The 24491-nt window shown below is 68.7% G+C and carries 17 protein-coding genes; 12 read left to right on the top strand and 5 right to left on the bottom strand.

Going from position 1 to position 24491, the window contains the following annotated elements:
- Positions 1-140: 140 nt before the first annotated feature.
- Positions 141-1631 (bottom strand): polyphosphate:AMP phosphotransferase, encoded by a 1491-nt coding sequence (pap, locus tag B7D75_RS07760; RefSeq protein WP_003150630.1) that lies wholly within the window; start codon positions 1629-1631, stop codon positions 141-143.
- Between the two features lie 142 nt (positions 1632-1773).
- Here pap and mnmC point away from each other — a divergent pair, with 142 nt between their 5' ends.
- Positions 1774-3738, top strand: a complete 1965-nt coding sequence (mnmC, locus tag B7D75_RS07755) for a bifunctional tRNA (5-methylaminomethyl-2-thiouridine)(34)-methyltransferase MnmD/FAD-dependent 5-carboxymethylaminomethyl-2-thiouridine(34) oxidoreductase MnmC (protein ID WP_107113895.1) — start codon at positions 1774-1776, stop codon at positions 3736-3738.
- A 100-nt stretch (positions 3739-3838) separates the two neighbouring features.
- Positions 3839-4591 carry a sulfite exporter TauE/SafE family protein gene (locus B7D75_RS07750; RefSeq protein WP_012074816.1) on the top strand — a complete coding sequence of 251 codons (753 nt, stop codon included), beginning with the start codon at positions 3839-3841 and terminating at the stop codon, positions 4589-4591.
- A 254-nt stretch (positions 4592-4845) separates the two neighbouring features.
- Here the strand turns inward: B7D75_RS07750 and B7D75_RS07745 are convergent, their stop codons facing one another.
- A complete protein-coding gene (locus B7D75_RS07745; protein ID WP_003157436.1) occupies positions 4846-5319 on the bottom strand; it encodes a MarR family winged helix-turn-helix transcriptional regulator in 474 nt (157 codons plus the stop codon).
- A gap of 142 nt (positions 5320-5461) precedes the next feature.
- Between B7D75_RS07745 and B7D75_RS07740 the strand changes: the two genes are divergently transcribed.
- The 5 genes from B7D75_RS07740 (at position 5462) to B7D75_RS07720 (ending at position 13396) form a co-directional block, all read left to right on the top strand.
- Complete coding sequence (locus tag B7D75_RS07740) at positions 5462-7231, top strand: N-acetylglutaminylglutamine amidotransferase (RefSeq protein WP_107113894.1); 1770 nt, start codon at positions 5462-5464, stop codon at positions 7229-7231.
- Positions 7232-7271: 40 nt separating this feature from the next.
- The gene (ngg, locus tag B7D75_RS07735) at positions 7272-9029 is read left to right on the top strand and encodes an N-acetylglutaminylglutamine synthetase (protein WP_107113893.1); all 1758 of its coding nucleotides are present in this window, start codon (positions 7272-7274) and stop codon (positions 9027-9029) included.
- A complete protein-coding gene (locus tag B7D75_RS07730; protein WP_012074813.1) occupies positions 9026-10222 on the top strand; it encodes an osmoprotectant NAGGN system M42 family peptidase in 1197 nt (398 codons plus the stop codon). The genes ngg and B7D75_RS07730 overlap by 4 nt, the downstream gene beginning before the upstream one ends.
- Before the next feature lie 136 nt (positions 10223-10358).
- A complete protein-coding gene (locus B7D75_RS07725; RefSeq protein ID WP_107113892.1) occupies positions 10359-13115 on the top strand; it encodes a hybrid sensor histidine kinase/response regulator in 2757 nt (918 codons plus the stop codon).
- Between the two features lie 50 nt (positions 13116-13165).
- Entirely contained in the window at positions 13166-13396 is a 231-nt protein-coding gene (locus tag B7D75_RS07720; protein WP_003091959.1) for a YheU family protein, read from the top strand.
- Between the two features lie 128 nt (positions 13397-13524).
- Here the strand turns inward: B7D75_RS07720 and B7D75_RS07715 are convergent, their stop codons facing one another.
- A complete protein-coding gene (locus tag B7D75_RS07715) occupies positions 13525-14850 on the bottom strand; it encodes a phospholipase C/P1 nuclease family protein (RefSeq protein ID WP_107114661.1) in 1326 nt (441 codons plus the stop codon).
- 217 nt (positions 14851-15067) lie between these two features.
- Between B7D75_RS07715 and B7D75_RS07710 the strand changes: the two genes are divergently transcribed.
- Positions 15068-16786, top strand: coding sequence for an MFS transporter (locus B7D75_RS07710; protein ID WP_058129889.1), 1719 nt, complete (start codon positions 15068-15070; stop codon positions 16784-16786).
- A gap of 121 nt (positions 16787-16907) precedes the next feature.
- On the opposite strand, the gene B7D75_RS07705 is transcribed toward B7D75_RS07710, so the two are convergent.
- Positions 16908-18248: a DEAD/DEAH box helicase gene (locus B7D75_RS07705; RefSeq protein WP_074197440.1), complete on the bottom strand. Its 1341-nt coding sequence runs from the start codon at positions 18246-18248 to the stop codon at positions 16908-16910.
- 185 nt (positions 18249-18433) lie between these two features.
- Here B7D75_RS07705 and B7D75_RS07700 point away from each other — a divergent pair, with 185 nt between their 5' ends.
- The 4 genes from B7D75_RS07700 to B7D75_RS07685 all read left to right on the top strand — a co-directional run bounded on the left by B7D75_RS07700 (position 18434) and on the right by B7D75_RS07685 (position 22322).
- A complete protein-coding gene (locus tag B7D75_RS07700) occupies positions 18434-19801 on the top strand; it encodes an MFS transporter (protein WP_034081918.1) in 1368 nt (455 codons plus the stop codon).
- Between the two features lie 169 nt (positions 19802-19970).
- Complete coding sequence (locus B7D75_RS07695; protein WP_053813553.1) at positions 19971-21299, top strand: mechanosensitive ion channel family protein; 1329 nt, start codon at positions 19971-19973, stop codon at positions 21297-21299.
- Between the two features lie 25 nt (positions 21300-21324).
- Positions 21325-21867 carry a dihydrofolate reductase family protein gene (locus B7D75_RS07690; RefSeq protein ID WP_033996714.1) on the top strand — a complete coding sequence of 181 codons (543 nt, stop codon included), beginning with the start codon at positions 21325-21327 and terminating at the stop codon, positions 21865-21867.
- Positions 21864-22322 (top strand): NUDIX hydrolase, encoded by a 459-nt coding sequence (locus tag B7D75_RS07685; protein ID WP_003155946.1) that lies wholly within the window; start codon positions 21864-21866, stop codon positions 22320-22322. Before B7D75_RS07690 ends, B7D75_RS07685 begins: the two co-directional genes overlap by 4 nt.
- A gap of 301 nt (positions 22323-22623) precedes the next feature.
- Here the strand turns inward: B7D75_RS07685 and B7D75_RS07680 are convergent, their stop codons facing one another.
- The gene (locus B7D75_RS07680) at positions 22624-24318 is read right to left on the bottom strand and encodes an NAD-dependent malic enzyme (RefSeq protein ID WP_034081923.1); all 1695 of its coding nucleotides are present in this window, start codon (positions 24316-24318) and stop codon (positions 22624-22626) included.
- Positions 24319-24491: the final 173 nt, after the last annotated feature.

The raw sequence follows: 24491 nt of genomic DNA, 5'->3' as shown, positions 1-24491 counted from the left end.
GCTGTTGTTGTTGGACGGCCGCCGGGGCAGTGGCCGGATCAGGCGAGGATAAGACGAGGCAATCGCGCAAGGCACCGATCATTCATCCGGCGTATGCGTCGCCATCCCCGGGGAGGACGGCGACGCATCCCGGACGGACCTCACTTGTCCTTCTTGTACGCCGCCTCGATGGCATCGTTGATGGTGCGCAGCACCTTGACCCGGGCGAAGCGCTTGTCGTTGGCCTCGACCAGGGTCCAAGGCGCGATCTCGGTGCTGGTGCGGTCGACCATGTCGCCCACCGCGTCGACGTACTGGTCCCACTTGTCGCGGTTGCGCCAGTCTTCCTCGGTGATCTTGTAGCGCTTGTAGGGGGTCTTCTCGCGTTCCTTGAAGCGCTCCATCTGGGTCTGCTTGTCGATCGCCAGCCAGAACTTCACCACGATGATCCCGTACTCGCTGAGCTGCTCCTCGAAGTCGTTGATCTCGCCATAGGCGCGCAGCCAGTCGGCCGGGGTGCAGAAGCCCTCGATGCGCTCCACCAGCACGCGGCCGTACCAGGAACGGTCGAAGATGGTGAACTGGCGGCGCGCCGGGATGTGCCGCCAGAAGCGCCAGAGATAGGGCTGCGCGCGCTCCTCCTCGGTCGGCGCGGCGATCGGCACGATATGGTACTGGCGCGGGTCCAGCGCATCGGTGACGCGGCGAATGGCGCCCCCCTTGCCGGCCGCGTCGTTGCCCTCGAACACCGCCACCAGCGAATGCTGGCGGAAGCGCTTGTCGCGGATCAGCCCGGCCAGGCGCGCCTGCTCGGTGGCGAGCTGTTCCTTGTAGTCGTCCTTGTCCAGGTACTGGCCCAGGTCCAGCGAGTCCAGCAGGCCGCGGTTGTCCAGGCTCGACACCAGCGGCGCGGCGTGCGGCTGGCGCTTGGCGCGCTCCTTGGTGGCCAGCGCGGCCTGCAGTCCTTCGAGGATGATGCGGCCGACGGTCAGCGCGCGGTAGCGCTCGTCCGCGCCCTCCACCACGTACCAGGGCGCGTAGTCGCGGCTGGTGCGGCGCAGCACGCGCTCGCCGTAGTGCACGAATCTGTCGTAGACCTCGCTCTGCTTCCAGTCCAGCGGACTCAGTTTCCAGCTGTGCAGCGGATCTTTCTCCAGGGCCTTGAGACGTTCCTTGAGCTGCTTCTTGGAGAGGTGGAACCAGAACTTGAAGAGCAGCGCGCCTTCGTCGCAGAGCATCCGCTCGAAGCGCTCGGCGGCGTCGATGGCCAGGTCCAGCTTGGACTCCTTGATGTGACCCTCGACCCGTGCGTAGAGCATCTGGCTGTACCAGTTGCCGAAGAAGATGCCGATCCGCCCCTTCGGCGGCAGGCGCCGCCAGAAGCGCCACTGCGGCGGCCGCTCGAGCTCCTCGTCGGAGGGACGGAGGAAGCTCTGCACCTGGATCAGGCGCGGGTCCATCCACTCGTTGAGCAGTTTGACCGTCTCGCCCTTGCCGGCGCCCTCGATGCCGTTGATCAGGACGATCACCGGGAAGCGCGCCTGCTGCTTGAGTTCGAACTGAGCCTCGAGCAGCGCTTCGCGCAACTCGATGACGGCCTTTTCGTAGGTGTCCTTGTCGATGCTGTGGCCAACTTCCGCGGATTCGAACATGAAGGTCTCCCTTATCCTGAGTCCTTCAAGGTAGCGGATCGGCGTGCGGCTGTCTGCGCGCGGCGCGGCATCTTCGCGCAGCGCCTCGCCGCCGGCGGGCAAAGCCCCGTAAAATGCGCCATCCGCTTTTCCAGGTTCTGCCATGTCCGACTTCCAGCATGCCCAGCTCGACTGGGACGAAAACGGCCAGCCGCTGTCCCGCGTCTTCGGCGACGTGTATTTCTCCCGGCATTCGGGACTCAACGAGACACGCCACGTGTTCCTCGCCACCAACCGCCTCGCCGAGCGCTTCGCCGCGCTGGGCGATGGCGAGGCGCTGTGCATCGGCGAGACCGGCTTCGGCACCGGGCTGAACTTCCTCTGCGCCTGGCAGCTGTTCGAGCGGGTGGCACCGCCCGGCGCGCGCCTGGAGTTCGTCAGCGTGGAGAAATTCCCCCTCGCCGCCGCCGACCTGCGCCGCGCCCTGGCCCTGTGGCCGGAACTGGCGCCCTGGAGCGAGCCCCTGCTGGGCCAGTATCTCGCCCTGCACCCGGGCTTCCAGCGCCTGGCGTTCGCCGGCGGCCGGGTCGGCCTGACCCTGCTGCTGGGCGATGCCCTGGAGTGCCTGCCGCAGCTTGACGCGCGGATCGACGCCTGGTTCCTCGACGGCTTCGCCCCGGCGAAGAACCCGGACATGTGGTCGCCCGCGCTGTTCGCCGAACTGGCGCGGCTGTCGGCGCCGCAGGCGACCCTGGGCACCTTCACCAGCGCCGGTTTCGTCCGCCGCGAGCTGATCGGGGCCGGCTTCGCCATGCAACGGGTACCGGGCTACGGGCAGAAGCGCGAGATGCTCGGCGGCACCTACCAAGGGCCGCCGGCGAGTGCCGGCAAGCCCTGGTACGCACGCCCCGCGCCCCATGCCGGACGTCGCGCGGCACTGGTGGTCGGCGGCGGCCTGGCCGGCTGCGCCAGCGCCGCCAGCCTCGCCGCGCGCGGCTGGCAGGTGACCCTGATCGAGCGCCATCCCGGCCTCGCCCGGGAGGCCTCGGGCAACCCCCAGGGCGTGCTCTACCTGAAACTCTCGGCCCATGGCACGCCGCTGTCGCGCCTGGTGCTCAGCGGCTTCGGCCATACCCGCCGGCTGCTCGAACGCCTGCGGCGCGGCCACGACTGGGACGCCTGCGGCGTACTGCAACTGGCCTTCGACGCCAAGGAAGCGCGACGCCAGGCGCAACTGGCCGCAGCCTTCCCCGCCGACCTCCTGCACGGCCTGGACCGCGAGCAGGCCGAGCGCCTCGCCGGTGTCGCCCTGCCCGCCGGCGGCCTGTTCTATCCCGAGGCCGGCTGGGTCCATCCGCCCGCCCTCTGCCAGGCCCTGGCCACCACGCCCGGGATCACCCTGCTGAGCGGCCGGGCGGTACGCTTGCGCCGCGAGGGAGACGACTGGTGCGCCTACGCCGGCGACGAATGCCTGGCCCGCGCGCCACTCGCGATCCTCGCCACCGCCGCCGACATCCGCGACTTCCCGCCCGCCGCCGAGCTACCGCTGAAGCGCATCCGCGGGCAGGTCACCCGCCTGCCGGCCACCGCGCAGAGCCGGGCGCTGCGCACCGTGGTCTGCGCCGAGGGCTATGTCGCTCCGCCGCGTGGCGACGAGCACACCCTCGGCGCCAGCTTCGACTTCAAGAGCGAAGACCTGGCGCCGACCCTCGCCGAACACCAGGGCAACCTCGAACTGCTGCGGGAGATATCCCCCGACCTGTTGCAGCGCCTGGGCGCCGACGACCTGCCGCTGGAGCGCCTGGAAGGCCGCGCGGCGTTCCGCTGCACCAGCCCCGACTACCTGCCGCTGGTGGGCCCGCTGGCCGCGCGCGCGGCCTTCGACCAGGCCTACGCGGTGCTCGCCCGCGACGCCCGCCAGGTGCCGGAACAGGACTGTCCCTGGCTGGAGGGCCTGTACCTGAACAGCGGCCACGGCTCGCGCGGGCTGATCAGCGCGCCGCTGTCCGGCGAACTGCTGGCGGCGTGGATCTGCGGCGAGCCGCTGCCGCTGCCGCGCGCGGTGGCCGAGGCCTGCCACCCGAACCGCTTCCTGTTGCGCGACCTGGTGCGCGGGCAGCGCGGCTGAAGCCCCGGGCGCACCGATTTGCGCTACCCTGCGAGCCTGCCGCACGCGCAGGCCCTACCGGACCACCGGTGTGCTCACCCGCGGAAATAGTTGATCGACGATGGATGTACTGCTCTTCGAATCCCTGGGCATCGGCGCCGTTCTCGGCCTGCTGCTCGGCCTCACCGGCGCCGGCGGCTCGCTGGTCGCCTTGCCCCTGCTGCTCAGCCTGCACCTGCCGCTGCGCGACGCCATCGGCGTGAGCCTCGGCGCGGTCGCCCTGTCGGCGCTGATCGGCGCCATCCCGCGAGCGCGCCAGGGCCAGGTGGCCTGGCGGCCGGTGCTGATCCTGGCGCTGGCCGGCCTGCCGAGCAACGCCGTCGGCCAATGGCTCGGCCGCTTCGTCCCGGAAGGCGTGCTGATCGTCGCCTTCTGCCTGCTGGTACTCTGGTCGGCCTGGCGCATGTGGCGCGGCGCCGGAATGAAACGCGAGGCCAGCGACCAGGCACGGAACCTGCCGCTGCTCGGCATCGGCCTGGCGGTCGGCTTGCTGTCGGGATTGATGGGAGTGGGCGGCGGCTTTCTGGTGGTGCCAGGGCTGCTCTGGTTCACCCCACTGTCGATGATGGCCGCCACCGCCACCTCGATGGCGGTGATCGCGCTGGTCTCCGGCGGCGGCTTCCTCATCTACCTGACCGGCGCCCACCCGCCGCTGCCGCTGCTCGGCGGCCTCGCCGCCGGCGGCGCGGTCGGCGTACTCGGCGGCAACCTGCTGGCACAGCGCCTCGGCGGCCCGACCCTGCAACGCCTGTTCGCGCTGATGCTGGTGGCGGTGAGCTTCTCCCTGGCGGCGCAGAAGCTGTACGGCGGGTAGTTTTCCTCGGCGGCCGGGGCACCGGGGAAGCGGCGTTATGCGCCCTGCTCGACGGTCATGCCATGCCGTCGGGCGGATATCGCTGGGTCGGCGGATAACGCCGACGGCGTTATTCGCCCTACGCGGAGGTCACGCCATGGCGTAGGCGGTTAACCGCAACGCGGTTGTCCGCCAGCCTGCACCGGCAAGGCACCGGCAGGTTCGCCAGGTAAAGACCGCCGACGCGACTGTCTTTCGTAGCGAACCTGAATCCCTCACTCTTCCTCGACATCCTCTTCCGGCAGGCCGAACAGGTCGGCCGCGCGCAGCAACGCGGCCAGCAGGCCGTGGCGCTCCCACTCGGGCAACGCGGCGAAGCGCTCGATGACGTACTCCGGCAACAGCGGTGGCGCTTCGGCCAGGGCCTGGTGACCGGCCGGGTCGAGGTGCAGCCAGGACTTGCGCCGGTCCTGCTCGTCGCGCCGGCGGTAGAGCAGGCCGCGTCCTTCGAGGCGGTCGAGCACGCCGGAGAGCGATGCCTGGGACAGGCTGACCAGCTTGGCCAGTTGCGTCGCGGTCAACTCCCCCTCCACCGCCAGGACGTGCAGGATCAGCAATTGCAGCGGGGTCAGGCCGCCATAGCGGCTGAGCCGCTTGGAGTGGATTTCGGCCGCCTGCTGGAGACGGCGGATGGCGCGGAAAATAGCGAGCGAATAGGTATCGGCAGCGGTCTTATTACTTTCAACCATAATAAATTCTTCGTTAAGGGTCCTGATAGGCCCGGCAAATTCGTATAGAACTCCTTCCAACTGTAACGGTCCTCTGTTAGGTAAGTCATGTACCCGGAAGGAGTACACAACCCACTTCCCCAACGGAGAACCGGTAAGGAATATGTGCGGCATATCAGGAGAGTTTCGTTTCGACAACCAGGCAGCCGACCTCGCAGCGGTCGAACGCATCACCCACCACCTGGCCCCTCGCGGCCCCGACGCCTGGGGCTTCCACGCCCAGGGTCCGATCGCCCTCGGACATCGACGGCTGAAGATCATGGACCTGGCGGAAGCTTCCGGCCAACCGATGATCGATCCCGACCTAGGCCTGGCCATGGTGTTCAATGGCGCCATCTACAACTACCCCGAACTGCGTGGCGAACTGGAAAGCCTTGGCTATCGGTTCTTCTCCGGCGGCGACACCGAAGTTCTCTTGAAGGGGTATCACGCCTGGGGCGCCGATTTATTGCCCCGGCTCAATGGGATGTTCGCCTTCGCCGTCTGGGAGCGCGATCGCCAGCGGTTGTTCCTGGCCCGCGACCGCCTCGGCATCAAGCCTCTCTATTACAGCCTCGAGCGCTCGCGCCTGCGCTTCGCCTCGAGCCTGCCGGCCCTGCTCAAGGGCGGCGACATCGGCAGCGACCTCGATCCGCAGGCGCTGAACTTCTACCTCAACTTCCACGCCGTGGTCCCGGCGCCGCACACCCTGCTCGCCGGCGTGAAGAAACTGCCGCCGGCGACCTGGATGAGCGTCGACCTCGACGGCAGCAGCGAACAGCGCACCTGGTGGAGCCTGGACTACGGACCGCAACCGGACGAGCGCGAGCTGACCCTCGACGACTGGCAGGAGCGTGTGCTCGACGGCCTGCGCGAGGCGGTAGCGATCCGCCAGCGCGCCGCCCGCGAAGTCGGCGTGCTGCTCTCCGGCGGGGTCGACTCGAGCCTGCTGGTGGGCCTGCTGCATGAAGCCGGGGTGGACAACCTGCTGACCTTCTCCATCGGCTTCGAGGATGCCGGCGGCGAGCGCGGCGACGAGTTCCAGTATTCCGACCTGATCGCCGAGCGCTACCACACCCGCCACCATCGCCTGCGCATCGGCGAGCACGAGGTGATCGAGCAGTTGCCGGCGGCGTTCCGCGCCATGAGCGAACCGATGGTCAGCCATGACTGCATCGCCTTCTACCTGCTCGCGCGGGAAGTCTCCAGGCACTGCAAGGTGGTGCAGAGCGGCCAGGGCGCCGACGAGCTGTTCGCCGGCTACCACTGGTACCCGAAGGTGGATGGCGCCGCCGACGCCTTCGCCGCCTACCGCGCGGCGTTCTTCGACCGCGACCACGAGGAATACCTGGCCACGGTCGGCGAGCGCTTCCGCGTCGAGGACGTCGCCGGGCGCTTCGTCCGCGACCACTTCGCCAGCCCCGGCGCCGAGGCCGCGGTGGACAAGGCGCTGCGCCTGGACAGCACGATCATGCTGGTCGACGACCCGGTCAAGCGGGTCGACAACATGACCATGGCCTGGGGCCTGGAGGCCCGCGTGCCGTTCCTCGACTACCGCCTGGCCGAACTGTCGGCGCGCATTCCCGCCCGCTTCAAGCTCGGCGATGGTGGCAAGCAGGTGCTCAAGGGCGCCGCGCGCAAGGTGATTCCCAGCGAAGTCATCGACCGGCCCAAGGGCTACTTCCCGGTGCCCGGCCTCAAGCACCTGCAGGGTCGCACCCGCGAGTGGGTACGCGAACTGCTGCTCGACCCGAGCCAGGACCGCGGCCTGTTCCAGCCGGCGATCTTCGACCGCCTGCTGAGCGACCCGGACGGCGACCTCACCCCGCTGCGCGGCTCCAAGCTGTGGCAGCTGGCCGCGCTGAACCTCTGGCTCAGCGAACAGGGACTTTGAAAACGGACCCCCGACGCAGGGGCCCGAACCAGGAGCGATCATGAAAGGCCACTTGCATCTGCCTCATCCGCACAACCAGCGCCTGCAACGCATCCAGGCGCCCACCTACGAACGCCTGCAGGCGCGTCTTGCCGAAGATCACAGCGAGCCGACCGAGAAACCGCTGAGCATCCACTGCGGCTGGGGTCGCCTGCTGATCGGGCAGACCTATCCGGACGTCGAGGAGCTGGCTCGCGACCTGCTCCAGGAGGCCCCCGGCGAACGCGACATCGCGCTCTACGTGGCGGCGCCGCAACAGGTCCTGGCGCACGCCCCGCAACAACTGTTCCTCGACCCCTCGGATACCCTGCGCCTGTGGTTCACCGACTACCGCCCGGCACGCCGTCCGCCACGTGGCTTCCGCATCCGCCGGGTGCATACCGGGGAAGACTGGGCGGCGATCAACCGCCTGTACCTGGCGCGCGGCATGCTTCCGGTGCAGACCGAACGCCTCAGCCCGCGCCACCAGGGCGGGCCGATCTACTGGCTGGCCGAGGACGCCGACACTGGCGTCGCGGTAGGCACGGTGATGGGCCTGAACCACGCCAAGGCATTCCAGGATCCGGAGGGCGGCTCCAGCCTCTGGTGCCTGGCGGTGGACCCGCAATGCAGCCGGCCGGGGGTCGGCGAGGCGCTGGTGCGGCACCTGGTCGAGCACTTCATGAGCCGCGAACTGGCCTACCTCGATCTCTCGGTGCTGCACAACAACCAGCAGGCCAAGGCGCTCTACCGCAAGCTCGGCTTCCGCGAGCTGGCGACCTTCACCATCAAGCGCAAGAACGGCATCAACCAGTCGCTGTTCCTCGGTCCCGGCCCGGAGGAAGACCTCAACCCCTACGCCCGGATCATCGTCGACGAGGCCCACCGCCGCGGTATCGAGGTGCGCGTCGACGACGCCGAGGGCGGCCTGTTCACCCTGACCCAGGGCGGCCGGCAGATCCGTTGCCGCGAATCGCTCTCCGACCTGACCACGGCGGTGAGCATGACCCTCTGCCAGGACAAGGTCCTCACCCATCGCGCCCTGCACCGCGCCGGCCTGCGCCAGCCGCAGCAGCGCCTGGCCGGCAGCGCCGAGGAAAACGCCGCGTTCCTCGCCGAGCACGGTTCGCTGGTGGTCAAGCCGGTGGACGGCGAGCAGGGCCAGGGCGTGGCGGTCGACCTGCGCACCGCGCAAGAGGTCGAGGAGGCCATCGAGGCCGCCCGCCATTTCGACTCGCGCGTGCTGCTGGAGAGCTGCCACGCCGGCCACGACCTGCGCGTACTGGTGATCGGCTACGAGGTGGTGGCCGCCGCCATCCGCCGCCCCGCCGCGGTGATCGGCGACGGCCGGCACAGCATCCGCGAGCTGATCGAGGCCCAGAGCCGCCGACGCCAGGCCGCCACCGGCGGGGAAAGCCGCATCCCGCTCGACCACGAGACCGAGCGCACCCTGCAGGCAGCCGGCTACGGCTACGACGACGTGCTGCCCAGCGGCGAGCACCTGGCCGTGCGGCGCACCGCCAACCTGCACACCGGCGGCATCCTCGAGGATGTCACCGACGCCCTCCACCCGGCCCTCCGCGAGGCCGCGATCCAGGCCGCGCGCGCCCTGGAGATCCCGGTAGTGGGCCTGGACTTCCTGGTCGAGGCCGCCGACCAGCCCGACTACGTGATCATCGAAGCCAACGAGCGCGCCGGCCTGGCCAACCACGAGCCGCAACCGACCGCCGAACGCTTCGTCGACCTTCTCTTCCCCCTCAGCCGCGAGGTGCCTTCATGACCCCTCTGCCACAACCGGACCTCAACTACCTGCAACGGGTACTGCTGGAAATGCTCGCCATCCCCAGCCCCACCGGCTTCACCGACACCATCGTGCGCTATGTCGCCGAACAGCTCGACGAACTCGGCGTGCCCTTCGAGATGACTCGCCGGGGAACCATCCGCGCGACCCTCCAGGGCCGCCTGAACACCCCGGACCGGGCGGTTTCCGCGCACCTCGACACGATCGGCGCGCTGGTCCGCGAGATCAAGCCCAACGGCCGCCTCGGCCTGGCCCCGGTAGGCTGCTGGTCGAGCCGCTTCGCCGAGGGCAGCCGGGTCACGGTGTTCACCGAACAGGGCGTGTTCCGCGGCAGCGTGCTGCCGCTGCTGGCCTCCGGTCACGCGTTCAATACCGAGGTGGACAACCTGAAGATCAGCTGGGACAACATCGAGTTGCGCCTCGACGCCTATACCGCCAGCCGCGCCGACAGCGAGAGCCTGGGCGTCTCGGTAGGCGACTACGTGGCCTTCGATCCGTTGCCGGAGTTCACCGAGAGCGGCCACATCAGTGCCCGCCACCTCGATGACAAGGCCGGGGTCGCGGCGCTGCTGGCGGCACTGAAGGCGGTCAAGGAAAGCGGCCAGGAGCCGCCGATCGACTGCCACCCGCTGTTCACCATCACCGAGGAAGTCGGCTCCGGCGCCGCCGGCGCCCTGCCCTGGGACGTCAGCGAGTTCGTCGGGATCGACATCGCCCCGGTGGCCGAGGGCCAGAACTCCAACGAGCACAGCGTCAGCGTGGCCATGCAGGACTCCGGCGGACCGTACGATTTCCATCTGTCGCGGCACCTGCTGCGGCTCGGCGAGCGCCATGACATCGCCCTGCGCCGCGACCTGTTCCGCTACTACCACAGCGACGCGCAGTCGGCGATCGCCGCCGGCCACGACACCCGCGCCGCGCTGCTGGCGTTCGGCTGCGACGCCACCCACGGTTACGAGCGCACGCACATCGACAGCCTCGCCGCGCTGAGCCGCCTGCTCACCGCCTACATGCTCAGCCCGCCGGTCTTCGCCAGCGACGCCAAGCCGCGGGACGCCTCGCTGGAGCGCTTCAACAAACAGCTCGAGCATCCGGTGCACATGGAAAGCTGCACCCACGTCCCGCCAGTGGACGAGGTGCTCGACAGCAGCAACAACAGCGACAAGGACTGAATCCACGCCGGCCTCCCCGCCCCCGGGGAGGCCACTCTCCTCTCCAGCCAACTGCTAGGCTGATGGCAGGTTCCCTCGCCTGTCTCATTTCCTCCGTAGCATCATGCGTGCCGACTCGTGTCCATGGAGTAGTTGCATGTCCCGACTCTGCCTGGTCCTGCTGTTGCTCTGCTGCGCGCTGCCGGTCCGGGCGCAGCCGCCGGCGCCGCTGGACGGAGAGGACCTGCGCCTGTCACTGGGCGAGTACGCCGAGTACTACCGCGACGCCGGCGGCAAGGCGCGCCTGGACGACATCCTCGCCTTGCCGGCCCAGGCCTTCGCATCCCTGCACGGCGACCACGCGAACTTCGGCAAGAACCCCGCGGCCTGGTGGTTCAGGGTGCGCCTGGACAACCGCAACGGCGCCGACCTGGCTGGCTTCCTGGAAGTCAACTACCCGCTGCTGGACGACCTCAAGGTCTACCTGCTGACTGCCGACGGGCGCATCGAGCAGCAGGAGAGCGGCGACCTGTTCGCCTTCTCCCAGCGCCCGGTGCAGGTGCGCAACTTCTGGTTCCCGCTGCGACTGCCGCCCGGCGAGAGCACCCTGCTGCTGCGCGTGCAGACCACCAGCACCGTCTACGTTCCGCTGTACTTCGCCACCTACTCCGCCAGCGCGGCCAGCCAGGAGATCCTGATGGGCTTCAACGGGGCCTTCTACGGCGTGCTGTTCGGGCTGTTCTGCTACAACCTGTTCCTGTTCGTCTCGCTGCGCGAGGCGACCTATGCCTGGTACCTGCTCTACAACCTCAGCCTCGGCCTGTTCTCCGCCAGCTTCGACGGCCTGCTGTTCAGGCTGCTGCCCGGATACGTGGCGCTGGAGTCGGCCGGCATCTACCTGCTGATGTACCTCAGTTGCCTGGTGTCGATCCAGTTCAGCCGCGGCTACCTCTACACACGCCGCGATTTCCCGCGCCTCGACCGCGTCCTCCGCGGCCTGCTGCTGGCCTGCGTGGTACTGCTGGCCAGCGAGCCGCTGGTGGGGCTGCGCGCCTGGAACGTCCTCGCCAGCCTGACGGTGATGCTGGTATCCCTCAGCCTGCTGCTGGCCGGCGTCCACGTCTGGCGCCAGGGCCTGCGCTACGGCCTCTACTACATCCTGGCCTGGGGCGCGCTGCTGCTGTCGTTCCTGGTCACCACCGCCGCCTCGCTGGGCTTCGAGCTGTTCGGCCTGTTCGGCAGCGGCGTGGTCAAGGTCGGCATGATCGTGGAGCTGGTGACCCTGTCCATCGGCCTCGCCGACCGCATCAACGCGCTCAAGGAGGAAGGCTTCCGCTCGCGCCAGGCGGCCGAGCAGGCACGAGTGGAGAACGAGGCGAAGAGCCGCTTCCTGGCGAAGATGAGCCATGAGATCCGCACCCCGCTGAACGGCGTGCTGGGCATGCTGCAACTGCTCCGCGACACCCCGCTGGACCGCGGCCAGGCGGCCTGCGTGGAGACCATCGCCAGCTCCGGCAACGCACTGATGTCGGTGATCAACGATATCCTCGACTACGCCCGCATCGAGTCCGGCAAGCTGCAGCTGGAACGCATCGACTTCGACCTGGAGGAACTGCTCTCCGACACCCTCGCCCTGTTCGGCGCCCAGGCCCGGGAGAAACGCCTGCGCCTGCACCTGGGCCTGGACAGGGGCGTGCCGCGCCGCCTCAACGGCGACCCGACGCGTCTGCGCCAGGTCCTGACGAACCTGCTCGGCAACGCCCTCAAGTTCACCGCCGAAGGCCATGTCGCCCTGCGCGTGCAGCGGCGCTTCGACGAGGCTGGGCGCGAGCGCCTGCTCTACAGCGTCAGCGACAGCGGCATCGGGATTTCCGCCCAGGCGCAGGCGACCCTGTTCGAGTCCTTTTCCCAGGCCGATTCCAGCACCACCCGCCGCTACGGCGGCAGCGGCCTGGGGCTGGCGATCAGCCGCGAACTGGTGCAGATGATGGGCGGGCGCATCGAGGTGAGCAGCGAACCCGGCAAAGGCACCCGGTTCAGCGTCGACCTGCCGCTCAGCCCCGCCCTCGACAGCGGCGATGCGGATGAACTGGTGCACCTGCTGCAAGGTCGCCCGGTCCTGCTGGCCAGCGAGGACAACCTGACCCTGGACTGTCTGCAGGCAACGCTGGAACGCTGGGGGCTGCGAGTCGAGCGCTGTCTCCAGCCACGGCGGCTGAACGCCTATCTCGAGGACTTCAGTGCGCCCCCCCTGCTGGTGCTGGCGGCGCCCTGGCCGGGTCCGCCGTCGATCTGGCTGGACTCCCTCTACGCACAGCTGGAACGAGGCCAGCGCATCCTCCTGCTGTGTCCGCCGCAGCACTGCCACGACCTGCCGCCGCACGAGGGCCTGCGCCTGCTGGCGCTGGCCCAGCCAGTGACGGTGAATGCCCTGCGCACAGCGCTGCTGGAGCTGTACCGCGAACGCCGCCGGCAGCTACGAGGCAACAGCGAGGCGCCCCGGGAACCAGAGCGGGATACCCCATGCATCCTGGTGGCCGAGGACAACCCGGTGAACCAGCTGGTGGTACGCGGCTTCCTCGCCAAGCGCGGCTATGCGGTGCGCCTGGCCGGCAACGGCCGGCTGGCGCTGGACGAGTACCTGCGCGACCCGAACGGTATCCAGCTGATCCTGATGGATGGCGAGATGCCGGAAATGGACGGTTTCGAGGCGACCCGCCTGATCCGTCGGGAAGAGCGCGCCCGGGACTGGCCACGGGTACCGATCGTCGCCCTGACCGCGCACATACTCGACGAGCACCGCCAGGCCGGGATCGAGGCCGGCATGGACGCCTACCTCGGCAAGCCGGTGGACCGGACGGAACTCTACGCCACCCTCGAACGCCTGCTCGGCCAGCCCTCGCGCCAGGCATGACAGCCGAGGACGCGCCGCGCTAGCATTCGCCGCCATACCGGAGTACCGCCATGCTGATCCCCCACGACCTGCTCGAAGCCGACACCCTGAACAACCTGCTGGAGGACTTCGTCACCCGCGAAGGCACCGACAACGGCGACGAGACCCCGCTGGACGTGCGCGTGGAACGCGCCCGCCATGCCTTGCGGCGGGGCGAGGCGGTGATCCTGTTCGACCCGGAGAGCCAGCAGTGCCAGTTGATGTTGCGCAGCGAGGTGCCTGCGGAACTGTTGCGCGACTGAGTCGCGGTATCGACCCGCCTGGCGGGACGGGTTCGCCGCCCTGCACACCCCGGAAATGCCGGACAGCGCCCCAACTCCGTAGGGCGAATAACCGCTCCCGGTTATCCGCCGCTTATCCGCCCTCCCCCTCACTCTTTCCCCCCTCCCTCCTCCGTCTCCAACGCCGCCCTGGCGATATTCCGGCTATGCGCGCCGAAATGCCCGATCAGTTCGACCAACTGCACGTTCAACGCCGCGTTGTCGTGGGTTTCGTGGCGCGGCTGGTTGCTCTCGCTGAAGTCCTGCGCGGCGGAGGCCGGGCGTGCGGCCAGCCATTCGCCGATGGCGGCGTCGAAGGCCGCGGCGTGGGCGTTCGACTCGGCGGCCACCACCTCGCGCAAATAGGTCGGCGAATAACCCGGATAGGCACTGTCGCGGCGGGTGTCGGCGTAGGCGTCGAGCATCGGCTGCGGACGGCCGTCGCGCAGCAGTTGGCGCAGCCAGTCGAACTGGTATTTCTCCACCGCGGTATGGCGGTTCGCCACGCGCTCGATGGCCGCCTGTTTTTCCTCCGGGTAGCCGAGCAGCGCCTTGCCCTCCATCTGCAGCATCGCCGCCAGGCTGGCACCGGGCAGCGGCGTGGAGTGGTAGGGCTGGGTGAGGTCCTGGATGTAATGCATACCCCAGCCGAGGAAGCGGTAGCCCCAGTAGGGATGGCCACTGGCGAAGGCGAAGCGCGACAGTCCGAAGTACTGGTAGGCGCGCCATTCCGGCCAGGCACGGGCGAGGAACGGCGCACCGCTGTAGATCACCGCCGACTCGTGGTAGAAGCCCATGTGGAACGGCGCCTGGGAGCTGAACTCGAAGCGTGGGTCGCCGAACGGCTGCGGGCCGAAGCCGTAGCGCTGGCCGGCCTCGCCGGGATTGTCGCTGAACAGGTTGATGTCGTGGCCGTAGTCCGGTTCGTCGGCGGCGGTGGCCAGCACCGCCAGGGGTGCGACCCGCTCGCCCGGTTGCAGACGGATGAAACGCCAGGCGGTCCAGGGCGAGAGGTTCTGGAACACCAGCACCTCCCGGGCCTTGAGGTGCGGGCGCTGCGGCGGGTCCTGCCCGGGCAGCGGCTGGAGCGCCAGCGCCAGGCGGATCTCCGGGTTGACCCGCAGCGCCGCGAGGAACGCCTGGCGCAGGTCGCCGGCCTCGCCCTCGGCGGTGAAGCGCAGGGCGTCCGGGCGTGCCGGGTAGTTGCCGATATGCGCGCGGGCGTAGGCTTCCTGCTCGTCCAGCAGCGCGGCCAGGCCGCCGCGCTCGGCGGTGAGGAAGGCCTCCAGCGGCTCCACCACGACCTCCGGCGCCTCGCGGATCGCCGCTACCTCGCGCAGCGCCAGGTAGCTGCCCACCGTATGGTTGGACCAGGCCCAGAGGCTTGGCGAGACCGTGTACAACCCCAGCAGCAGGCAACGCAGCAGCAACTTCATCGGCTTTTCGCTCTTGTCTTCGTCCGGTGCCGGCAAGCCTACCAACCCCGGGCGCGGCAGGGCACTGTCCAGCCCCGCCATCGGAACTCTCCGATAGCGCCATCGGACCAATGTCTATCCACGCCGGGCCGGCCCCATGACCGCCATCAATGGCGCCCAGGCGCCAGGCGGCTAGACTTTCCCGACATCAGGCACGCTGATACAAGGCACCCATCTGATGCTCCAGTCCGTTTCGCCCAAGCACGACCTGCCCCTCAAACCCGAAGGCCAAGCGGCCAAGCCCGAACGCACCGGCACCTGGGCGCCGTTCTCGATCCAGGCCTTCCGCATCATCTGGATCTGCAACCTGTTCGCCAACCTCGGCACCTGGGCGCAATCGGTGGCCGCCGCCTGGGTGGTCACCGACGCCCATGCCAGCCCGCTGATGGTGGCGATGATCCAGGTCGCCGCAGCGCTGCCGCTGGTGCTGCTGTCGATCCTCTCCGGGGTCATCGCCGACAACCACGACCGGCGCAAGATCATGCTCTGGGGCCTCAGCTTCGAGATGACCGGGGCGATGTTCGCCACCCTCCTGGCCTTTCTCGGCTACCTCGATCCGGTGCTGCTGATCATCTCCATCCTCTGGATCTCCCTCGGCGGCTCGGTGACCATCCCGGCCTGGCAGGCGGCGGTCAACGAGCAGGTGCCGGCGCGCATGGTCAGCGACGCGGTGCTGCTCAACAGCGTCAACTACAACGTCGCCCGTGCCGCCGGCCCGGCCCTCGGCGGCCTGCTGCTGAGCGCGGTGGGGCCGGCCTGGGTGTTCCTGTTCAACAGCTTCTGCTACATGGCGTTGATCTGGGCGATCTGGCAGTGGCGGCGCGACCTGCCCAAGCGCAGCCTGCCGCCGGAAGGCATCCTCGAAGGGGTCATCGCGGCGCTGCGCTTCACCCAGTACTCCACCGTCACCCGCCTGGTGATGATGCGCTCCTTCGCCTTCGGCCTCTCCGCCAGCGCGGTCTGGGCCCTGCTGCCGCTGCTGGCGCACCGCAACCCGGACGGCGACGCGGCGATCTACGGTTACATGCTCGGCGCCCTCGGCCTCGGCGCGATCCTCGGCAGCACCCAGGTCTCGCGCCTGCGCCAGCGGATCGGCAGCAGCCGGCTGATCAGCCTGGCCGGCTTCACCCTGGCCCTGATCCTGCTGACCCTCGGCCTGGTGGACAACCTCTGGATACTGTTCCCGGTGCTGATCCTCGGCGGCGGCTGCTGGATCGGCGCCCTCGCCACCTACAATTCGGCGGTGCAGATCCTCGTTCCCGACTGGATCAAGGCGCGCGCCCTGGCGCTGTACCAGACCGCGCTGTACGGCGGCCTGGCGCTGGGCTCGTTCCTCTGGGGCCATCTCGCCGAAACCATGACCGTGCACGGCGCGCTGCTGGCCGCCGGCTGCCTGCTGCTGGCCTCGGTGATCCTGCTGTACAACTCGCGCCTGCCGGAAATGGACGCCGCCAGCATCTCCCGCGCGCCGGCGAGCATGCCCGGGCAGCCGAGCTTCGTCTTCAACACCCGGCGCGGCATGGTGCTGGTCTCCATCGAGTACCGGATTCCCGCCGAGCGCACCCGCGACTTCGTCCGCGCCGCCCAGCCGTTGCGCCGCCTGCGCCTGCGCAACGGCGCGGAGCGCTGGTCGCTGTTCCGCGACGTGAGCAACCCGGAGGTCTGGCAGGAACTGTTCCTGGTGGACAACTGGATCCAGCACCTGCGCATGCTCGACCGCATGACCCTGGCCGACAAGATCGTCATCGACAACGTCACCGCCCTGCATGCCGGCGACGGTCCGCCGCAGATCCGCCATTGCGTGAGCTACGAGGCCAGCAGCTACGACACGCCGCTGGTGAAGAGCGCCGCGCCGCCGCCAGCCAACGACGAGGCGGGCGCGACGGCGGGGAGTTGAGAAGGATGCCTGGCAAACCCGTAGGGCGGATGACGCCAGCGGCGTTATCCGCCATCGAGCGCCGGCACGGCGGGTAACCGCAAGCGGTTGTCCGCCCTACGAGGCCGTCGGTGGCGCGCGCTCACTCCGCCGCCGGTTTCTTGCGCCTGAGCGGCGCCATGCCGTCGGCGCTGACCACCGCCGACGGACCGGCCTTCGGCCGCGCGGCGGGCTTGCGCCTGGCCGCGGGCTTGGCGGCGGCGCCCTTCCGATCCTGTTTTTTCTTCTTGCTGCCGGCGGCCTTGCCCGAGGCCTTGAGCTTCTTCGGCCCCTGGTAGGCGGCCTTCAGTTCCTTGATGTTGCGCCGTTCGAAATGCTGCTTGAGGTAGCGCTCGACGCTCGACATCAGGTTCCAGTCGTTGTGGCAGATCAGCGAGATCGCCAGGCCCTCGGCGCCTGCGCGGCCGGTGCGGCCGATGCGGTGCACGTACTCGTCGCCGCTACGCGGCATGTCGAAGTTGATCACCAGGTCCAGGCCCTCGACGTCCAGGCCGCGCGCGGCGACGTCGGTGGCGACGAGGATCTTCACCGCGCCCTGCTTCAGGCGCTCGATGGCCAGCTTGCGGTCCTTCTGGTCCTTCTCGCCATGCAGGACGAAGACCTTGTGCTGGTTGGCGATCAGCCGCCCGGTCAGGCGATCGGCGGAGACCCGGGTGTTGGTGAAGACGATGGCCTTGGTGTAGGTCTCGTTGCCCAGCAGCCATTGCAGCAACTGTTCCTTGTGCGCCACGTCGTCGGCGGTGATGACCTGCTGGCGGACGTTCTCGTTCAGCTCGCCGACCTGGTTCAGGCGCAGCACTTGCGGCTCGCGCAGCACCTCGGCGATCACCTTGTTCAGCCCGGCGCCGCTGTGGGTGGCGGAGAACAGCAGGGTCTGGCGCTCGGCCGGGCAGGCGTTGGCCAGGGCCAGCACGTCGTCGGCGAAGCCCATGTCGAGCATGCGGTCGGCCTCGTCGAGCACCAGTACCTCGATGTCCTGCAGCGGCAGGTTGCCGGCGTTGCGCTGCTCGAGCAGGCGGCCGGGGGTGCCGATGACGATCTCCGGGTTCTTGCGCAGGCGCGCGCCCTGCACCTTGAAGTCCTCGCCGCCAGTGATCAGGCAGGCCTTGATGAAGGTGAACTGGGCGAAGCGCTCGACTTCCTTGAGGGTCTGCTGGGCCAGCTCGCGGGTCGGCAGGAGGATCAGCGCGCGCGCCAGGGAGCGCGGCTTCTCCTCGGCCAGCAGACGGTTCAGCAACGGCAGCAGGAAGGCCGCGGTCTTGCCGCTGCCGGTCTGCGCCGTGACCCGCAGGTCGCGTCCCTCCAGCGCCTGGGGAATGGCCGCGGCCTGGACCGGCGTCGGCTCGCTGAAGGACAGGCTATCCAGTGCCTTCAGCAGGCGTTCGTGGAGGGGGAATTGGCTGAACAAGGGAAACCTCGGCATTGCAGGTGAAAATGGACAGGTGCATAGCCTAACGGTTGCCGCGCCGCCGCGCAGGCTTTATTCGCACGACGCGACGGCCAGCGCGCGGGTCGCAATCGGCCCGGCGGCGGGTCGCCGCCAGGCAAGCGCGGCGCGGGCGGCGCTCGCAGACTGGCCCGATGCCCGCCGTCCAGAGGACTCCCGTCATGCCCACCGCGCCGCCCTCCGCCGCCGAACGTCTGGAACGACTGCCGCTGAGCCCCTACCACCGGCTGATCTTCGTGATCATCGCCCTGGCGTTCTTCTTCGACTCGATGGACCTGGCGATGATGACCTTCCTGCTCGGCTCGATCAAAGCCGAGTTCGGCCTCGACTCGGCCCAGGCCGGCCTGCTGGCCAGCTCCAGCTTCTTCGGCATGGTGATCGGCGCGGCGCTGTCGGGCATGCTCGCCGACCGTTTCGGGCGCAAGCCGGTGTTCCAGTGGAGCATCGTGCTCTGGGGCCTGGCCAGCTACCTCTGCTCCACCGCCGGCGACCTCGGCAGCCTGACCCTCTACCGGGTGCTGCTGGGGATCGGCATGGGCATGGAGTTCCCCATCGCCCAGTCGCTGCTCTCGGAAATGATCCCGGCCAGCCGCCGCGGCAAGTACATCGCCCTGATGGACGGCTTCTGGCCGCTGGGCTTCGTCGCCGCCGGCTGCCTGTCCTACATCCTCCTGCCGCTGACCGGCTGGCGCACGATCTTCCTGGTGCTGGCGCTGCCGGCGGTCTTCGTCCTGGTCATCCGCTTCCTGGTGCCCGAGTCGCCACGCTGGCTGGAGCAGGCCGGCCGGCGCGAACAGGCCGAGCGCGTGCTGCGCGGCATCGAGGCACGGGTGATGCGTTCGCTGCGCCTCGCCGAGCTGCCGCCGCCGCAGCGCCTGGCGCAGCCGGAACCTTCGCGGCCGGGCTTCTTCGGCGCCTTCGCCGAACTCTGGTCGCCGACCTACCGGCGCCGCACGCTGACCGTCTGGGGTCTGTGGTTCTTCGCCCTGCTCGGCTTCTACGGCCTGACCTCCTGGCTCAGCGCGCTGCTCCAGCAATCCGGCTTCGCCGTCACCCAGTCGGTGTACTACACCGTGCTGATCTCGCTGGCCGGGATACCCGGCTTCCTCTGCGCGGCCTGGCTGGTGGAAAGCTGGGGGCGCAAGCCGAGCTGCGTGCTGATGCTCCTCGGCGGCGGCGCGATGGCCTACGCCTACGGCCAGACCGCGGTGTTCGGCGGCAGCCTGGCGCTGCTGGTCGGCTTCGGCCTGGCCATGCAGTTCTTCCTGTTCGGCATGTGGGCGGTGCTCTACACCTATACCCCGGAGCTCTATCCGACCTCCGCGCGGGCCACCGGCTCGGGCTTCGCCTCGGCGGTCGGGCGGATCGGCTCGCTGCTCGGCCCGCTGGTCACCGGGCTGATCCTGCCGCTCACCGGCCAGGGCGGGGTGTTCACCCTCGGCGCGCTGTGTTTCGGCCTCGCCGCCCTGGTGGTCTGGGGCTTCGGCATCGAGACCCGCGGGCGCACCCTGGAGGAGCTCGCCGGCTGATTCCACACGTCGGCGGGAAACCTTTTCAGACACATCCTAGGTGCGAAGCGGGGCCCGATGAGGCACTCTTGATCCCTTTGTGCGCTCCCGGCCCACGGGTCGGGGTGTTCGTTAAACCGTGGGAAGCGGCTCGCCCGCCCCCGCCCGCAACAAAGGAAGTCGCCTGTCCATGGACTCCACATCCCTTCTCGATCAGCTCTCCGGATACTGGTCGGCGCTCGACCAGCACCCTATCCTCCACGCCAGCCTGGCCTTCGGCCTGCTGCTGGTGGGCGCCCTGATCCTCGGCCGGATCGCCCGCTACGTCGTTCTCTACGCGGTCAACCTGCTGGCCCGCCAGCCGGCGTTGCACTGGTTCGGCGACCTGATCCGCAACAAGGTGTTCCAGCGCCTGGCGCAGACCACCCCGTCGCTGCTGGTACAGTTCGGCCTGCCGTGGATTCCCGAGATGCCGGACAAGGCCGCGCATTTCCTCGGCAACCTGGCCCTGGCCTTCACCGTGCTGTTCCTGATCCTCGCCCTCACCGCGCTGCTCAACGCCCTGCTGGACATCTACGCGCGCACCGAGCACGCCCGCACCCGTTCGATCAAGGGCTACGTGCAACTGGCGAAGATCGCCGTGTTCGTGTTCGGCGCGATCATCATCGTCTCGATCATCATCGACCGCTCGCCGCTCCTGCTGCTATCGGGCCTCGGCGCGATGTCGGCGGTCCTCCTGCTGGTCTACAAGGACACCCTGATGTCGTTCGTCGCCAGCGTGCAGCTGACCAGCAACGACATGCTGCGGGTCGGCGACTGGATCGAAATGCCGCAGGTCGGCGCCGACGGCGACGTGGTGGACATCACCCTGTACACCGTGAAGGTGCAGAACTTCGACAAGACCATCGTCTCGGTGCCGACCTGGCGCCTGATGTCCGAGTCGTTCAAGAACTGGCGCGGCATGCAACAGTCCGGCGGGCGGCGGATCAAGCGCGCGATCTACGTCGACTCCAGCCAGGTGCGTTTCCTCGACGAGAAGGAAGAGCAACGCCTGGGCCAGGTGCGCCTGCTCACCGAGTACATGGCGCGCAAGCAGACCGAGCTGCAGGAATGGAACGCCACCAACGGCGGGGTCGCGCCGCTGGCCGCCAACCGCCGCCGGCTGACCAACATCGGCACCTTCCGCGCCTATGCCCTGGCCTACCTGCAGAACCACCCGGACATCCACCAGGGCATGACCTGCATGGTCCGCCAGATGCAGCCGACCGCCCAGGGCATCCCGCTGGAGATATACTGCTTCACCCGCACCACCAGCTGGATCGACTACGAGCGCATCCAGGGCGACGTGTTCGATTACCTGCTGGCGGTGATGCCGGAGTTCGGCCTCGGCGCCTACCAGCAGCCCAGCGGCCAGGACCTGCGCCAGGGCCTGCAGGGCATGCTCGACGGACGTGAACCGGCGACGCGTTCGTTCGAGACGCTGGCTTCGCCGAGCCGCAGCGACGAAGCCACCGTTTGATTGACCGAAAAAAGGCGGGCCAGCCATGAAGCCACAGTTGATCTACTACGTCGCCACCAGCCTGGACGGCTTCATCGCCCGCCCCGACGGCAGCGTCGACTGGCTCGACCGTTTCGCCGGCGGCGGCAGCGACCATGGCTACGCCGCCTTCTACCAGGGCATCGACGGGTTGCTGATGGGGCGCGGCAGCTACGATGTCGTGCGTGGCTTCGGCGACTGGCCCTATCCGGGCAAGCCCTGCCAGGTACTCACCCGCAATCCTCGGGTGAGCGGGCTGGAGGGGGTCGAACTGCGCCATGCCACGCCCCAGGACGGCCTGTCGCGCCTTGGCGAACAGGGCTGCCGGCGGGTCTGGCTGGCCGGCGGCGGCAGCCTGGCCGGCAGTTGCCTGGGCGCCGGGCTGCTCGACGAGGTGATCGTCAGTGTCGTTCCGCAACTGCTCGGCGCCGGCATCCCGCTGTTCGCCGGCGGCCGCGAGCGGCGCCTGCGACTGCTGGAACAACACAGCTACCACAGCGGCATCGTGCAGATGCGCTACCAGGTGATCACCGAGGACGATCAGGAATGACCGATACCCTGCTGAGCATTTCCGCCGCCTGCCTGTTCGACGACCAGGGCAACCTGCTGCTGGTGCGCAAGCGCGGCACCCAGGCCTTCATGCTTCCCGGCGGCAAGCGTGAACCGGGCGAGACGCCGCTGGCCGCGCTGCAACGCGAACTGCTGGAGGAGTTGCGCCTGCCGATGGGCGCATCGACCTTCGAGCACCTCGGCAACTTCCAGGCGCCGGCGGCCAACGAGGCGAACACCCGGGTCGATGCCGATATCTACGTCGCCCGCCTGCCCCATGCGGTCTGCGCCCAGGCCGAGCTGGAAGAGCTGGCCTGGCTGCTGCCCGGCCAGCCGCAACCGGACAACCTCGCGCCACTGCTGCGCGACCATGTCCTGCCGGCCCTGGCCCGACGCGCGGCAGAGCGAGCGCAAGCGCCGACGGAACAGCGTACCCGCCCCGGCCACGTGCGCTGAGCGCAATCTCCCCTCCCCACGAGCAAGGCCTCCCGGAGGATGCCCTTTCACGCCCCTGCGCCGAACCACGACGTAGGGTGTATAACCGCCCCGCGGTTATCCGCCGATGCGCGGGATATCGGCGGATAACGCCTGTGGCGTTATCCGCTACGGAACCAGGCCAGGCCTTCCTTCAACGAAAAAGGCCACCCTGGGGTGGCCTTCCTGCACTCGCGCGCGAACTGCGGCACAGGGCTGACAACCGCCACGCCCATGGGATCGGCGGACGATTGCCCCGCCCTTTCGGCGGTCTTCCTCCGGCTCAGAACGAGGTCCGGCGGTAGGCGCGGTAGCGCGGGAACCAGAAGTTCGCCTCGATCGCCTCGTTCAGCGCCTCGTCGCTGGTCTGCAGGGCCTTGCCCTCGGCCTGGGCCTGCTTGGCCACGGCGACTGCGATGCGCTTGCTGACCTCGCGGATATCGCCCAGCGCCGGCAGCACCGCGCCCTCGCCCCGGGTGACGATCGGCGAGCAGTTGGCCAGGGCGTTGGCCGCCGCCATCAGCATGCCGTCGGTGACGCGGGTGGCCCGCGCGGCGATCACCCCGAGGCCGATGCCAGGGAAGATATAGGCGTTGTTGCACTGGGCGATGGGCATCCGCCTGTCGCCCACCTGTACCGGCTGGAACGGGCTGCCGGTAGCGACCAGCGCCTGGCCGTCGGTCCAGTTGAGGATTTCCTGCGGGGTCGCCTCGACCCGCGAAGTCGGGTTCGACAGCGGCATCACCAGCGGCTGCGGGCAATGCCTGTGCAGCTCGCGGATGACCTCCTCGGAGAACAGCCCGCGCTGCCCGGAGACGCCGATCAGCACCGTCGGCCGGGCGTTGCGGATCACCTCCAGCAGCGCCAGGTCGTCGCCCTGCTGGCCGCCCCAGGCGCCGAGATCGGCGCGCTTCTGCGCCAGGCGCTGCTGGAAGTCGAGCAGGTTGCTCATGTCGTCGGTGAGCAGGCCCCAGCGGTCGACCATGAAGATGCGCCGGCGCGCCTGGGCCTCGTCCAGTCCTTCCAGCCGCATGGCGGCGATGATCTGCTCGGCGATGCCGCAACCGGCGGAACCGGCGCCGACGAAGGTCACGGTCTGCTCGCTGAGCTTCTCGCCCTTGGCCTTGCAGGCCGCCAGGAGGGTGCCCACGGCCACCGCGGCGGTACCCTGGATGTCGTCGTTGAAGCAGCACAGCTCGTCCTTGTAGCGCTCCAGCAACGGCATCGCGTTGGTCTGGGCGAAATCCTCGAACTGCAGCAGGACGTTCGGCCAGCGCCGCTTGATCGCCTGGATGAACAGGTCGACGAACTCCTCATACTGCGCCCCGCTCACCCGCTCGTGGCGCCAGCCCATGTACATCGGGTCGTTGAGCAGGTCGGGGTTGTTGGTGCCGACGTCCAGCACCACCGGCAGGGTATAGGCCGGGCTGATGCCGCCGCAGGCGGTGTACAGCGACAACTTGCCGATCGGGATGCCCATGCCGCCGATGCCCTGGTCGCCGAGGCCGAGGATCCGTTCGCTGTCGGTGACCACCACGATCTTCACGTTGTTCTTGGTGGCGCTGCGCAGGATGTCGTCGATCCGCTCGCGGTCCGGGTAGGAAATGAACAGCCCGCGATGGGTGCGGTAGATCTTCGAGAACTCCTGGCAGGCCTGGCCGACCGTGGGGGTGTAGATGATCGGCAGCATTTCTTCCAGGTGCTCCTCGAGCAGGCGGAAGAACAGGGTCTCGTTGTTGTCCTGGATCGAGCGCAGGAAGATGTGGCGGTCCAGATCGGTGTTGCACAGGTTGTACTGGCTGTAGGCGCGCTCGGTCTGCTCCTCGATGGTCTCGATGTTGTGCGGCAGCAGGCCTTGCAGGTTGAAATCGATGCGTTCCTGGGTACTGAACGCGCTGCCTTTGTTCAGCAGCGGCATCTCCAGCAGCGACGGGCCGGCATGGGGAACGTACAAGGGGCGCTTGGCTGTTTCGGTCATATCTGGACTCGCTTCTACGGGCTTCACTCGGGTACGGGGACCACGAACATACCCCCGGCGCAGAGGCTTTCCAAGGCCATGGCGCACAACAGGACGTTGCCGGCCCCGCAGCTGTCGTCACTTGCACGCTGAAACCGGCGCGTCACATCCGGAACCGATCATTCGACGAATGG

Origin of the sequence: Pseudomonas paraeruginosa (genome assembly GCF_003025345.2) — a bacterium.
Taxonomy (GTDB): Bacteria; Pseudomonadota; Gammaproteobacteria; order Pseudomonadales; family Pseudomonadaceae; genus Pseudomonas; species Pseudomonas paraeruginosa.
Note: the sequence above shows the minus strand (reverse complement) of the source record. Positions and strands in the feature narration are given on the sequence as shown.

Coding starts and splice junctions, on each gene's coding strand:
- B7D75_RS07685 (WP_003155946.1), top strand. CDS start 21,864: ATGACCGATACCCTGCTGAGCATTTCCGCCGCCTGCCTGTTCGACGAC.
- pap (WP_003150630.1), bottom strand. CDS start 1,631: ATGTTCGAATCCGCGGAAGTTGGCCACAGCATCGACAAGGACACCTAC.
- B7D75_RS07750 (WP_012074816.1), top strand. CDS start 3,839: ATGGATGTACTGCTCTTCGAATCCCTGGGCATCGGCGCCGTTCTCGGC.
- B7D75_RS07695 (WP_053813553.1), top strand. CDS start 19,971: ATGGACTCCACATCCCTTCTCGATCAGCTCTCCGGATACTGGTCGGCG.
- B7D75_RS07730 (WP_012074813.1), top strand. CDS start 9,026: ATGACCCCTCTGCCACAACCGGACCTCAACTACCTGCAACGGGTACTG.
- B7D75_RS07700 (WP_034081918.1), top strand. CDS start 18,434: ATGCCCACCGCGCCGCCCTCCGCCGCCGAACGTCTGGAACGACTGCCG.
- B7D75_RS07715 (WP_107114661.1), bottom strand. CDS start 14,850: ATGAAGTTGCTGCTGCGTTGCCTGCTGCTGGGGTTGTACACGGTCTCG.
- mnmC (WP_107113895.1), top strand. CDS start 1,774: ATGTCCGACTTCCAGCATGCCCAGCTCGACTGGGACGAAAACGGCCAG.
- B7D75_RS07725 (WP_107113892.1), top strand. CDS start 10,359: ATGTCCCGACTCTGCCTGGTCCTGCTGTTGCTCTGCTGCGCGCTGCCG.
- ngg (WP_107113893.1), top strand. CDS start 7,272: ATGAAAGGCCACTTGCATCTGCCTCATCCGCACAACCAGCGCCTGCAA.
- B7D75_RS07745 (WP_003157436.1), bottom strand. CDS start 5,319: ATGGTTGAAAGTAATAAGACCGCTGCCGATACCTATTCGCTCGCTATT.
- B7D75_RS07680 (WP_034081923.1), bottom strand. CDS start 24,318: ATGACCGAAACAGCCAAGCGCCCCTTGTACGTTCCCCATGCCGGCCCG.
- B7D75_RS07710 (WP_058129889.1), top strand. CDS start 15,068: ATGCTCCAGTCCGTTTCGCCCAAGCACGACCTGCCCCTCAAACCCGAA.
- B7D75_RS07720 (WP_003091959.1), top strand. CDS start 13,166: ATGCTGATCCCCCACGACCTGCTCGAAGCCGACACCCTGAACAACCTG.
- B7D75_RS07740 (WP_107113894.1), top strand. CDS start 5,462: ATGTGCGGCATATCAGGAGAGTTTCGTTTCGACAACCAGGCAGCCGAC.
- B7D75_RS07705 (WP_074197440.1), bottom strand. CDS start 18,248: ATGCCGAGGTTTCCCTTGTTCAGCCAATTCCCCCTCCACGAACGCCTG.
- B7D75_RS07690 (WP_033996714.1), top strand. CDS start 21,325: ATGAAGCCACAGTTGATCTACTACGTCGCCACCAGCCTGGACGGCTTC.